At 71.2% G+C, this 11780-nt stretch carries 11 protein-coding genes; 8 read left to right on the top strand and 3 right to left on the bottom strand.

All coding sequences use genetic code 11. The features are described 5' to 3' along the window. The first annotated feature begins 50 nt into the window (after positions 1–50). A complete protein-coding gene (locus ACQEVZ_RS26265; RefSeq protein ID WP_433371089.1) occupies positions 51–2411 on the top strand; it encodes an ATP-binding protein in 2361 nt (786 codons plus the stop codon). A 315-nt stretch (positions 2412–2726) separates the two neighbouring features. Here ACQEVZ_RS26265 and ACQEVZ_RS26260 read toward each other — a convergent pair whose 3' ends face one another. After that, positions 2727–3233: a MarR family winged helix-turn-helix transcriptional regulator gene (locus ACQEVZ_RS26260; RefSeq protein ID WP_433371086.1), complete on the bottom strand. Its 507-nt coding sequence runs from the start codon at positions 3231–3233 to the stop codon at positions 2727–2729. Positions 3234–3329: 96 nt separating this feature from the next. Here ACQEVZ_RS26260 and ACQEVZ_RS26255 point away from each other — a divergent pair, with 96 nt between their 5' ends. Both ACQEVZ_RS26255 and ACQEVZ_RS26250 read left to right on the top strand, forming a co-directional pair. Next, positions 3330–3905 carry a YceI family protein gene (locus tag ACQEVZ_RS26255; protein WP_344508427.1) on the top strand — a complete coding sequence of 192 codons (576 nt, stop codon included), beginning with the start codon at positions 3330–3332 and terminating at the stop codon, positions 3903–3905. A gap of 191 nt (positions 3906–4096) precedes the next feature. After that, positions 4097–5572 carry a glutamate--cysteine ligase gene (locus ACQEVZ_RS26250; protein ID WP_344508425.1) on the top strand — a complete coding sequence of 492 codons (1476 nt, stop codon included), beginning with the start codon at positions 4097–4099 and terminating at the stop codon, positions 5570–5572. A 194-nt stretch (positions 5573–5766) separates the two neighbouring features. Here the strand turns inward: ACQEVZ_RS26250 and ACQEVZ_RS26245 are convergent, their stop codons facing one another. After that, positions 5767–7233: a hypothetical protein gene (locus tag ACQEVZ_RS26245; RefSeq protein WP_433371081.1), complete on the bottom strand. Its 1467-nt coding sequence runs from the start codon at positions 7231–7233 to the stop codon at positions 5767–5769. A 151-nt stretch (positions 7234–7384) separates the two neighbouring features. On the opposite strand from ACQEVZ_RS26245, the gene ACQEVZ_RS26240 reads away from it, so the two are divergent. Continuing rightward, positions 7385–8230, top strand: a complete 846-nt coding sequence (locus ACQEVZ_RS26240) for a PASTA domain-containing protein (protein ID WP_433371079.1) — start codon at positions 7385–7387, stop codon at positions 8228–8230. A gap of 44 nt (positions 8231–8274) precedes the next feature. Here ACQEVZ_RS26240 and ACQEVZ_RS26235 read toward each other — a convergent pair whose 3' ends face one another. Beyond that, positions 8275–8538, bottom strand: a complete 264-nt coding sequence (locus tag ACQEVZ_RS26235) for a hypothetical protein (RefSeq protein WP_433371076.1) — start codon at positions 8536–8538, stop codon at positions 8275–8277. Between the two features lie 405 nt (positions 8539–8943). On the opposite strand from ACQEVZ_RS26235, the gene ACQEVZ_RS26230 reads away from it, so the two are divergent. The 4 genes from ACQEVZ_RS26230 (at position 8944) to add (ending at position 11731) form a co-directional block, all read left to right on the top strand. Continuing rightward, the gene (locus ACQEVZ_RS26230; RefSeq protein ID WP_425552361.1) at positions 8944–9744 is read left to right on the top strand and encodes a helix-turn-helix domain-containing protein; all 801 of its coding nucleotides are present in this window, start codon (positions 8944–8946) and stop codon (positions 9742–9744) included. Next, complete coding sequence (locus ACQEVZ_RS26225; RefSeq protein WP_344508415.1) at positions 9744–9971, top strand: DUF397 domain-containing protein; 228 nt, start codon at positions 9744–9746, stop codon at positions 9969–9971. Before ACQEVZ_RS26230 ends, ACQEVZ_RS26225 begins: the two co-directional genes overlap by 1 nt. A 145-nt stretch (positions 9972–10116) precedes the next feature. Then, positions 10117–10647, top strand: coding sequence for a hypothetical protein (locus tag ACQEVZ_RS26220; RefSeq protein ID WP_433371072.1), 531 nt, complete (start codon positions 10117–10119; stop codon positions 10645–10647). Positions 10648–10762: 115 nt separating this feature from the next. Further along, positions 10763–11731, top strand: a complete 969-nt coding sequence (gene add, locus ACQEVZ_RS26215; RefSeq protein WP_433371069.1) for an adenosine deaminase — start codon at positions 10763–10765, stop codon at positions 11729–11731. Positions 11732–11780 lie beyond the last annotated feature (49 nt).

Here is an 11780-nt window from a genome sequence, read left to right as displayed (position 1 = left end):
TCCGACGCCTGGCTACTTCCAGACGGCTCCGATAAGTACCCTTCCACAACATGTCTCCAGTTGCGGATCATGATCCGCGGGGCGCCGGGGCAGGGTTCGCCGCCGCGTTGCGGACCCGCCGCCTGGCCCGGGGACTGACCCAGGAGGAGCTGGCCACACGGGCCGGCCTCGGCGTGCGCACGCTGCGTGAGCTGGAGCGGGGCAGGGTCGCGCGGCCGCAGCGGGGCACCCTCGCGCTGCTCGCCGACGCCCTCGACCTCGTCGGCACCGACCGCGAGGACTTCCTCACCGGCACCGTCACCGCCGCCCCGGCGACCCTGCCGCTGCCGACCGCGCCGGCGCTGATCGGCCGCGACGCCGACGTCGCCGAGCTGCTCGACCTGCTGGCGCACGCCGACCTGGTCGCGCTCGTCGGCCTCGCGGGCGTCGGCAAGACCGGGCTCGCCCACGCCGTCGCGCACGCGACCAGCGGCACCGCGGTCTCCGTGACGATCACCGACGTGTCCCAGCCGACCGACGTGTTCGCCGCGGTCGCCGCCGTCTTCGGGGTCGCCCGCGCCGAGGAGCTGCCCGACCGGCCGGCGCTGCTGGTCCTCGACGGGATCGACCGCTCGCACCGCAGCGCGGTCAAGGCGATCGGCTGGCTGCGGGCCCGGGTGCCGTCGGTGAAGATCCTCGCGACCAGCCGGCGCCCGCTCGCGGGCGCGGTCCCCGGCGCCGTCGACTGGCAGGTCGAGCCGCTGGAGCTGCCGCCGTCCGCGCCGGGCTCCGCGGCCGACGCGCGTCGCGTGCCGGCGGTCGCGCTGTTCCTCGACCGGCTCCGGCAGGTGCGGCGCGAGCCGGTGCCCGACGCGGAGATCCCGGCGGTCGCCGAGCTGGTCCGGCGCCTCGACGGGCTGCCGCTCGCGATCGAGCTCGCCGCCGCCCGCGGACGGGTCCTCGAGCTGCCGGAGCTGCTGTCCCGCTACGGCAACCGCGTCCTCGACCTCGCCGCCACCGACCCTGCCGGGCAGCGGCTCCGCGACGCCGTCGCCGCGAGCTACCACCTGCTGGACGAGCCGGAGCAGGCCGCGCTGCGCCGGCTGGCGATGTTTCGGGGACGGTGGTCGCTGGAGCTGGCCGAGGCGCTGCTCGGGTTCAACGCCGAGGCGGTGCTCGACCGGCTCGTCGGGCTCGGCCTCGTCAGCGTCCGCGGCCCCGGCGACCTGCGCTTCCGCCTCCTCGACGTGGTCCGCGACTTCGCCACCGAGCGCTGCGTCGAGCACCTCGAACTGCGCGCCCTGCGCATCCGGCACGCCGAGGTCATCACCCGCCTCGCCGTCCGGCTGGCGGCCGACCTCGTCGGGCCGGCCAGCGGTGCCGCCGTGTCGCGCCTGGACTACCTCAACAGCGACATCCGGACGGCGCTGCGGTACGCCGCCGTCCGCGAACCCGTGATCGCGCTGCGCCTCGCCGGGGCGATCCCGCGCTGGTGCCGGCTGCGGGGCCGGGACGTCGAGGCGCACAGGCTGCTGCGGCGGCTGCTCGACGACCCGCGCACCGCCGGCTGCGACCCGCTGATCCGGGCGACAGCGCAGGTCGCGGCGGGGATGCTCGCGATGGCGCACGGGCGGGGCTTTGCCGAGCTCTGGCCGACCGAGGCGGCGCTCGAGGTGCTCGTCGCGCACGGGGACGCGGCGGGGGAGTTCGCCGCCCGCGGGGTCCTCTCCGGGGTCTGGCAGGCGGTCGGCGGCGCCGACGAGTCCCGCCGGCACGCCGAGGCGATGCTCGGGCTGGCGATCCGGACCGGCCGGATCCGCGAGATCGCCGTCTCGCAGAACAACCTGGCGTGGCACGACATCCGCACCGGTGACCTGGCCACCGCGGCCCGCCGGCTGGCCGGCGCCGGGCGGCGCGCCGCCGAGGCCGGTGACGCCCGCGTCCAGGCCCTCACCCAGGCCAACCTGGCGGAGGTCGCGCGCCTGGACCGCCGCTTCGACGAGGCCGTCGACCTGGCCCGCCGGGCGGCGTTCGCGTCCGCGGAGGTCGGCGACCCCACCCACCACGTCCGGGCGCTCGGCACGCTCGGGCAGGCGCTCGCCGAGTCGGGGCGCCCGCAGGAGGCGGCGGATGTCCTCGTCGAGCTGGCCGAGCTGCCCGGGAGCGCCGGGTTCACGGCGATGATCGGGGGCTATCTCGCGCTGGCGCGGGGAGACCGGCCGGCGGCGGCGGTCGCGTTCGAATCCGCGGCGAACCTGCTCGCCGGTCGCGATGACATCCGCGATGTGCTGGAGGCGCTCGTCGCACTGGCCGCCTGCGCCGCGCCGGACGACCGGGAGCGGGTGCTGGGCGAGCTGGCCGGGATCCGCGCACGGGGTGGGCTGGCGCTGCTGCCGCGGGAGCGGGCGCTGCTGGAGTCGCCCGAGCAGTAGGGCACGGACGAAGACCCCCCGGGCGCGTGTTGCCTTCCCACCTGCTTCGTCCGTGCCGGTCCCCCTGGGGTGTTTCTTCCCCGGGCGGACACTAACGAAGTCGATGGCCCGGAATGCGGCTTTGCGGGGGTTTCACGACCTCGGGTCGGCGGAAGCTGCCGGTGATCCTGCCGGTCGCTTTCTTTCCGTTCACGCGGCGCGGTGTCCGGTCGCCCGGCTGGTGTCTCGGCGTGCCGGTTCACGCGGTGCGGTGTGCTTCGTCGCGCCGGGCGGTTTCTACGCGGCGCGGTGTGCTTCGGTCGTGCCGGGCGGCTTTTACGCGGCGCGGTGTGTTTCGGTCGTGCGGCTCTGGTCCGCGACGCCGGAGGTGGCGCCGGGGCGGACGGCGTCACGGATCGTGCGGAGACCGCTGAGCAGCGTCTCCAGGTGCTCAGGCGACAGCCGGCCGGTGAACCACTCGTCGATCAGCGCGAGGTGGTCCGGCAGGACCTCGTGCATCTTGGCCACGCCGGCGGGCGTCACGACGGTGAACGAGCCGCGCCGGTCGGTCGGGCAGGCGCGGCGGGTCGCCAGGCCGTCGCGCTCCAGGCGGTCGACGACCCGGGTCACGCCGCTGGTCGACAGGCCGGTCTGCGCCGCGAGGTCGGTCATCCGCAGCTCGCCGCCCGGCGACCGGGCGAGCCTGACCAGCACCTCGAAGTCGACGTTGCCGAGGCCGTGCTCGGCCAGCTGGACGTTGAGACGCGCGGTCACACCGGTGAAGGCCTCGACGAACAGGCCCATGGCAGTGATTCGCGGATCTTCAAGCATCTCGTCGGTCACAGTGGCAGTCTATCAGAAGAGCTTGACAAGCGAGACTCTGCCGTGAGTATATTTGCTTCAGCAAACTTCTCCACCACAGCTCATCTGGAGGGCATCATGACCGCACCGGTCGGCACCCGCGAGTACAACGGCGTCACGATCCCGACGCCGGGCAAGTTCGACATCGACCCGGCGCACACGCGGGTCAGCTTCGTCGCCAAGCACCTCATGGTGAGCAAGGTCCGCGGCGGCTTCACCAAGGCGACGGGCACCATCGTCATCGCCGAGGACCCGCTGGAGTCGCACGTCGAGGTCGAGATCGACGCCGCCAGCATCGACACCGGCGTGGCCGACCGGGACGGTCACCTTCGCAGCGCCGACTTCCTCGACGTCGAGAAGTGGCCGGCGCTGACCTTCAAGAGCACCCGCGTGACCGGCTTCTCCGGCGGCGAGTTCAAGCTGGTCGGCGACCTGACGATCCGCGACGTCACGCGCCAGGTCGAGCTCGACGTCGAGTTCGAGGGCCACGCGAAGAGCCCGTGGGGCCAGGAGGTCATCGGGTTCAGCGCGACCACCGAGATCGACCGCGAGGACTTCGGCATCACCTGGAACCAGGCGCTGGAGACCGGCGGCGTCCTCGTCGGCAAGAAGGTCAAGATTGAGATCGGTGCCGAGGGCGTGCGCCAGGGCTGAGCCTGAATTACAGCTCTTTGCTCCTTAAGCCGGAGTTTGACCATGCTGCAGAGGGTGGGCGAAATCTCCCACCCTCCGCAAGGTTTCGATCACCGTAGGCTGAGGTTGCGCCCGTTTTGTCCCTAGCGGTACATCCAGACCACTCCTAACGTGGAGGGTCCACGGGGTCGGCCGGGGAGTTGGGGAACGGAATGGGGCAAGACGTCATACGGGGTGCGTTCACACGGGAGGATCGTGCCCGATATCGGTATAAAGTCCGCCGATGTCTAGACGTCTTCGCGCTGATGCTCAACGACTTCCGGTTCGATTCAGACCGGCCGATGACGGGGCTCGAGATCGAGCTCAACCTCATCGATCCCGAGGCGCAGCCCGCGATGCGCAACGCCGAGGTGCTCGCCGACCTGGCGGACCCGTCGTTTCAGACCGAGCTCGGGCAGTTCAACCTCGAGATCAACGTGGCGCCCAGGGTCATCGAGGGCGACGGCCTCGATGTGTACGAGCGGGAGGTCCTCGCCAGCCTCGTCCACGCCGACGAGCGCGCCCGCAAGTCGGACGCCCAGCTGGTGCTCATCGGGATCCTCCCGACGCTGCGCCCAGAGCACACGGTGCTGGCCAACCTGTCCAACAACCCGCGCTACCAGCTGCTCAACGAGCAGATCATCAACGCGCGCGGCGAGGACATCGCCCTGGACATCCGCGGGCAGGAGCGGCTCGAGGCGGAGTCCGACTCGATCGCCGCCGAGTCCGCGTGCACCAGCGTCCAGTTTCACCTGCAGGTCGCCCCCGAAGACTTCGCCATGCACTGGAACGCGTCCCAGGCGATCGCCGGGATCCAGGTCGCGGTCGGGGCCAACTCGCCGTACCTCTTCGGCAAGCGCCTCTGGGCGGAGACCCGCATCGCGCTGTTCGAGCAGGCCACCGACACCCGCCCGGAAGAGCTGAAGGCCCAGGGCGTCCGGCCGCGGGTCTGGTTCGGCGAGCGCTGGATCACGTCGATCTTCGACCTCTTCGAGGAGAACGTCCGCTACTTCCCGCCGCTGCTGCCCATCACCGACGACGAGGACCCCGTCGCCGTCATCGAGGCCGGCGGCGTGCCCAACCTGGGCGAGCTGCGCCTGCACAACGGCACGATCTACCGCTGGAACCGGCCGGTGTACGACATCATGAACGGCCGCCCGCACCTGCGCGTCGAGAACCGCGTCCTGCCCGCCGGCCCCACCGTCGTCGACCAGGTCGCCAACGCCGCGTTCTACTTCGGCCTGGTCGGCGAGCTCGTCCAGCAGGACCGTCCGATCTGGACGCAGATGACGTTCTCCGCCGCCGAGGAGAACTTCCACACCGCCGCCCGCGAGGGCCTCGACGCCCGCCTCTGGTGGCCCGACCGCGGCGAGGTGCAGGTCGCCGAGCTGGTCCTGGACGAGCTGCTGCCGCTGGCCTCGGCGGGCCTGGACCGCTTCGGCGTCCGCCCGGCCACCCGCGACCGCCTGCTCGGCGTCATCGAGGGCCGCTGCCGCACCGGCCGCAACGGCGCCGCCTGGCAGACCGAGACCGTCAACGATCTCCAGTCCAGACACCACCTCGATCGCCCTGCCGCCCTCCGCGCCATGCTCCAGCGGTACAGCGTCGGCCTGCACGCCAACGAACCCGTCCACACCTGGCCCATCTGACCCACCCGCCGATCCGCACCTCTCCGCCCTGCCGTTGGGGGAGCGGCCTCGTCCTGCCTTTCGGGTCGTTGGACGGTTGGCGCCGTCCGCATCATGCGTGACCAGGCACGGCGATCGTCCGGTGTGCGGACCGCCTCGGGTGTTGAGCTTCCCGCTGCTCTGGTCGTGTGGTGGGCGTGGCCGGACCGTCGGGGTTACTCGGCGGACTTGCCGCGGCCGCGGCCTCGGGTGCGGCCCGGGGCGGGTTTGGGCGGCTCCGGGGTCGCCGGGGCGGTGTCGGTGGGCCACAGGGGCTCGACGGAGCCACGGGCCGGGGCCGGCTTCTTGGGTGCGGGGTCGGTGTCGTCGGAGACGGTGTCCTCGGCGTACGCGCGGTTGGCGGACTCGGAGGCGTAGGTGCGGCCCGAGGACTCGCCGCCGTAGGCGCGGGACGGGGCGTAGGCGTCGGACTCGAGGTCCTTGGCCGAGTCCAGGTCGGCGGCCTTGGCGGCCGTGGCCTTGGTGACGGCCGCCTTGCCGGTGGACGTCGGGGTCGGGGGCTTGGGAGCGGCGGCCGGGGACTTGCCGCCCGCGCCGATCGTGACCGGCTCGGGGGTGCGGTCAGGGGCGGCGGTCCAGGGGTCGTCGGCGTCCTGCGGCTCGCCCCGCTCGGTGCGGCGGCGGGCCTCCGCGGCGTCGGCGTCAGCCAGGGCCTGGGTCCAGTCGGAGATGTCGGAGGCGGCCCGGGCCTCGCGCTCCGCGGCGGCGGCCTGGCGGGCGGCGCGGGCCTGGGCGCGGGAGCCGCGGGGGCCGATGGCGGAGACGATGACGGAGCCCGCGAGGCCGGCGAGGACCGCATACGGGGCGATGACGAACGCCGACAGCTGCGGGTCGCGCTCGCCGACGGCGGGAGCGGCCAGGAAGTAGGCGAGGGCGACCAGGAGCGGGCCGGCCGCGCCGGAGACCGCGACGCCGACGCGGTTGTCGCCGCGGCGGCTGGCGGGCCAGGCGGCGAGGGCACCGATGACCAGCGCTATGGCGAGCATGAGGAGCGCCCCGGGCAGGTTCACCATGTTGCGGATCCAGGTGGCGTCGGTGAACTGCCAGGTGCCGAGCTGGGCGGCGGTGGCGAGGTTGCCGTCGGCGCGGACCACGTCGACGACCGCGACGACCGCGAGGACCCACAGCCAGGCCGAGGAGGCGATGACGTTGGATGCGATCGCGCGGGCGGCCAGGGCGCCGACCGCGATCAGCAGGCCGACGATGATGCCGGCGATCGCATAGCCGCCGGCGGTGAAGTAGGGCGCGACGTTGTCGGGGCGGGGCGTGCGCGACGGCACGGCGACCAGCGGCACGACGATGAGGGCGCCGACCGCCGCGGACAGCGCGATCACGATCCGCCAGGCGGCGGTCAGTGCGTGTGCCCCGGGGGTCGAGGCGTTGCCCGCGACCGGGGTGTCGGCGGGGCTGAGCCGGTCCGCGCACAGGGCGCCGATGACCGTCGAGGACGCCGCGAGCCAGGCCACCCAGGCCAGGCTGCTGACCCAGATGGTCGCGCTGTTGCCCGCCGGCTGCCAGGAGATGATGCCCAGGCCATAGCCAAGACCGAGCTGCGCGGCACCCGCGCCCGCCGCGACACCGATCGCGGTGAATATTGAGGTTGCCCAGCTTCGTGCCGCCATGCCGCGCAGCGTACGCCCAGCCGTCCACCCGGGCGAGTCGATGTCAGCGGAACGTCAGGCCGTGCAGACGGCGGTCGCGGAGGGTGGGCCTGAGGTGGGCAACCTGTCCACTGGCAGGCGATATGTCGGACAAGGTGGTGAACTGGAACCTATGTCAGACGAGCCGGACGCCACCGCCCCGTTCGATCGATTGCCGCCGTCGGACGGGGGACCGACGCCGCCACGAGCGGAAGACCCCGACGCGACCCGGATCGGTCCGGGTGGCCAGGACCCGGACGCGACCCGGATCGGCCCGCCGAGCAGCAGGCCCACGGATCCGGACGCGACCAGGATCGGTGGCGGCACGTCGCCGCTGCGCCCCGACGACAGCGGCGCCACCAGGATCGGCGGTCCGCTCGGCAGCGACGAGCCGCCGCGGTGGTCCGCCCGCGCCAACGTCCCCCAGCCGGGTGACCCGTCGCTCCGCCCGGCCGCCGCGCCGGAGGAGTGGATCGAGGAGGAGGATCCGTACCAGGGACGCTCCTGGTTCACCCCGGTGATCATCGGCGTCGTCGCGCTGGTCCTCGTCGGCGCGCTGAGCTTCGGCCTGTACCTCATCTATCAGGCCACCGCGGACGGCGACAACGCACCGTCCGACCAGCTGCCGGTGCCGATGGTGGCCGGCAGCAGCGTCGTACCGTCGCCGACACCGCAGCCGACGACCGCCGCCCCGACCTCGGAGGCGCCCACGGCGACCACCGCGGCCGCGCCGACCAGCGTCACGATCCCGCCGCTGACGGGCAACACCCTGGCCCAGGCGACGATCAAGCTGCAGCAGCTCGGGCTCGAGGTGAAGGTCGTCCGTCGCGCCGACGACTCCGTGCAGCCCGGCGAGGTCGCGGGGACGGACCCGGGCGCGGGCGAGATCGTCGCGCCGGGTGAGACCATCACCCTTTTCGTGGCGACCGAGCCGACGAAGGCGCCGTCGAGCAGGTCCCCGTCAGCGGTACCCAGTTAGGCGCCAGCGCTTCGCGATCGCCGGCTCCTGCACCGACGTCGGCCCTATGCGGATGCGGAGACGGGCACCCGGCTGCCGGTCCGGGCGGTGCGGGTGACGAAGCCGGGCCGAAGGCCCTGGAGCTGCACGAAGATGGATCGGCGCTCGACGGCGTCGCCGGTGGCGTTGAGCTGGTAGCCGTCCAGCCACGCCCACCCGTCATAGGTCTGCCAGTCGTGCACCCGGATCACCCGGAACAGCATCGGCTGCACGAACTGCACGCTCGCGGCCTTGGTCACACGCAGCACGTCACCGGTCTTCGGTAACACAGGTAAGACTCCCGTCATCTGCCGGCAGGGGGAAGATCGGTCACGGGCCCCCGTAACCGCCGATCGGCTCGATCGTTTGTCGCTGCGTCCGCAGTGGTGTCCCGGTCGTCCTTGAGTCTCGTTGACGCGAAGATGAACAGACCGTGACCACCGCCACACCCACAGATTGCCCGAGGTCGGTGATCAATGCAACTTGCAGTGAGAAATTTCCATCTCACGCATGAGAGCGTCGCTCCCGAGTGGCGGGACCCCCGGGAGGTGGCGAGAATGTCGTGCCGATCCGGGTTGCGGACCTTCGTCAGGTTGCGCTGATCTATACGTATCGGAAATTCCGTGGGCCGGCGCGGAGGTGCAAGCGTGGCAAGTCGACGAGGCAGCCCGACGCTGCGACGCAGACAGCTCGGTATGGAGTTGCGCCGCCTTCGCGAGGCGGCACACGTCACCATCGATCATGTCGCCGAGCGACTGGAATGTTCCGGATCCAAGATCTCGCGGATCGAAACGGGACAGACCGGCGTCACCCCGCGCGACGTAAGGGACATGCTGGACATCTACGGTGTCGAGCCACAATACGCCGAGCAGTTGCTGAAATTCGCCAGGGAGGCACGCCAGAAGGGTTGGTGGCAGCTCTACGGTGACGTGCTCACCGGGGCCTACGTAGGCCTCGAAGCGGCCGCCGATCACATTCGTTCATATGAGGCGCTCGTCGTCCCCGGACTGCTGCAGACCGAGGAATACGCGCAGGCCATGATCCACGCGGCCCGTCCGGACATCAGTGTCACGGAGGTCGAGAAACGTGTGCGTGTCCGGATGAGCCGCCAATCGTTGGTCACCCAGGATGACCCGATAGATCTCTGGGTGGTGCTGGACGAGGCAGTGCTGCGCCGCCCGGTCGGCGGAAGAGCGGTCATGCGCCGTCAGCTCGAGCACCTGGGCACGGCAGCGGGATGGCCGAACGTGACCCTCCAGATCCTGCCCTTCTCCGCCGGTGCTCATGCCGGGATGGACGGGACATTCACGATGTTGCTGTACGACGAGTCCGCAGGGCAAAACTTCGTGTTCGCCTCGAACGCGGCCGGCGGTCTCTTTCTCGAGAAGGACGACGAACTGCAGCGCTACGGATTCATCTTTGACTACTTGCGCGCCAACGCACTCCGTCCGGACGAGTCAGTATCGATGATCGTGAAGCTGGCAAAGGAGTCGTAGTGAACATTGAGGCCAAGGGCTTCAGCGTGAATCTTGAGGGTGCCCGCTGGCGCAAGAGCACTCGCAGCGGTCCGTACTCGGACAACTGCGTCGAGGTCGCGTTCGTCGGCGGGGCTGTCGCGTTGCGCGACTCGAAGGACAAGGCCGGACCGGTGCTGCTGTTCACCCCCGAGGAGTGGGTGGCCTTCGTCGGCGGGACCAAGGACGGGGAGTTCGATCTCTCGTAGGCGAAACGCCAGGTCAAAATCGACCGGCCCGGCCCGCGACGGTGGTATCGCCGTTGCGGACCGGGCCGGTCATCGTTGTATTCAATGAGCGCTCAGGAACTTCACGCCAGATCCGAACACCCGAGTCAGATAAGGCTTGTATCCGATGAACAATGGCCCCGACAACTTCGGCAACGGTTCGTCGAAGACCGACGACCGTTTCTCCGGGCAGCTCGGTAGCTACCGCCCGGGCGGCCGCCGGGACGTCATCGGCGACGGGCCGATCGACGAACTGTCGCCGCGCAACGGCTCGCCGCTGGACCGCGCCTCGTCGCCGTTGGACCGTGCCTCGTCGCCGTTGGACCGTGCCTCGTCACCACTGGACCGTGCGTCCCTGCCGCTGGACAACTCGCCGATCGCCGCATCGCTGACGCCGCCGAAGCTGCCCGAGTCGTCCCTGGTGGCGGACCTCAGCCCGCTGACCGAGCCGATGTTCGGCCGCGGCGGCGTGCTGCAGGACTCCTGGCTCGACGGCCCCAGCCAGTCGATGGCCGACCACCCGCTGCTGCGGGGGCTCCTGCTGGAGCTGCCGCCGAAGGGCACCATGCCGCAGCAGGAGTGGCTGGACCGCTGGTTCGAGGCGGCCCGCTCGATCCTGGAGCTCATCTACTCGCAAGAGGCCCGAGGCCTGAAGTAGCTCGCCGGTCGACAGGTCGAATCCCATGCCGTAGAAAGCAGGGAGGCTCGACCTGGGGAGGTCGGACGGGCTCCGGTGCGCGCGAGCGCGCCGGGCCCGTCGATAAGTTGAACCCATGAGTTATCCCAAGATCGAGCTGCACGTGCACCTCGAAGGGGCGATCCCGCCCGCGACGCTGCTGGAGATCGCCCGGCGCAACGACCTGCCGCTGCCGGTCGACACCGTCGAGGGCGTGCTGGGGCTGTATGAGTTCACCGACTTCAAGAAGTTCGTCGAGGTCTGGATCCTCACCACGAACTGCCTGCGCACCGCGGACGACTTCCGGCAGATCGTGGTCGACTACGCCGGCGTGGCCGCGTCGCACGGTGCCGTGTACCTGGAGGCGATCTTCTCTCCCGGGGAGCGGGCCCAGCGCGGTGTGGCCTGGGAGGACCTGTACGAGGGCTACACCGACGGCATCGTCGAGGCGCGGGAGCGGCATGGCGTGATCGTCCGGCTGACCCCGGACCTCTACCGGGGCATGCCGGTCGACGTGGCGGAGGACGTCGCCCGGTGGAGCGTGCGCTACGCGGACCGGGGCATCGTCGGCCTCGGCCTCGGCGGCAACGAGCAGGCGGGCCCCGCGACGACCTACGCGAAGGCGTTCGAGCTGGCCCGCGACGGCGGACTGGCGATCGTGCCGCACGCCGGCGAGTCGGCCGGCGCCGAGTCGGTCCGCGAGATCCTGACCCTCGCACCCGACCGGCTGCGGCACGGCATCCGTGCCGTCGACGATGCCGGTGTACTGGCAGAGATCGTCGACCGGGGGCTGGTGCTGGACGTCTGCCCGACCTCGAACGTGCGGACCCGGTCGGTAGAGTCGCTCGCGTCGCACCCGTTGCCGGCCCTGCTGGCGGCGGGGGTGCCCTGCACGGTCAACACCGACGACCCGGCGATGTTCAACACCGATCTGGCTCAAGAGCACCGCGTCGCTGCCGATCTCGGTCTCAGTGCGAAGGACGCCTACCTGGCCGGCGTCGCGGGCGCTGCCTGCGACGACGACACTCGCGCACTGCTGAAGAGCAAGATCAGTGATATCGGCTGAATGTCCGATTGGTGCGCTACGTTCGGCCCGGGTCGGGTGTCGCAAAGTT

This window comes from Dactylosporangium sp. CA-152071 (genome assembly GCF_050936335.1).
In the GTDB taxonomy this organism is placed as follows: Bacteria; Actinomycetota; Actinomycetes; order Mycobacteriales; family Micromonosporaceae; genus Dactylosporangium; species Dactylosporangium maewongense.
This window is presented reverse-complemented; position numbering and strand designations above follow the sequence as displayed.

Excerpts from the sequence above, each read along its gene's own strand:
- ACQEVZ_RS26250 (WP_344508425.1), top strand. The coding sequence starts at position 4,097 with ATGGGGCAAGACGTCATACGGGGTGCGTTCACACGGGAGGATCGTGCC.
- ACQEVZ_RS26230 (WP_425552361.1), top strand. The coding sequence starts at position 8,944 with ATGGAGTTGCGCCGCCTTCGCGAGGCGGCACACGTCACCATCGATCAT.
- ACQEVZ_RS26220 (WP_433371072.1), top strand. The coding sequence starts at position 10,117 with ATGAACAATGGCCCCGACAACTTCGGCAACGGTTCGTCGAAGACCGAC.
- ACQEVZ_RS26245 (WP_433371081.1), bottom strand. The coding sequence starts at position 7,233 with ATGGCGGCACGAAGCTGGGCAACCTCAATATTCACCGCGATCGGTGTC.
- add (WP_433371069.1), top strand. The coding sequence starts at position 10,763 with ATGAGTTATCCCAAGATCGAGCTGCACGTGCACCTCGAAGGGGCGATC.
- ACQEVZ_RS26255 (WP_344508427.1), top strand. The coding sequence starts at position 3,330 with ATGACCGCACCGGTCGGCACCCGCGAGTACAACGGCGTCACGATCCCG.
- ACQEVZ_RS26265 (WP_433371089.1), top strand. The coding sequence starts at position 51 with ATGTCTCCAGTTGCGGATCATGATCCGCGGGGCGCCGGGGCAGGGTTC.
- ACQEVZ_RS26240 (WP_433371079.1), top strand. The coding sequence starts at position 7,385 with ATGTCAGACGAGCCGGACGCCACCGCCCCGTTCGATCGATTGCCGCCG.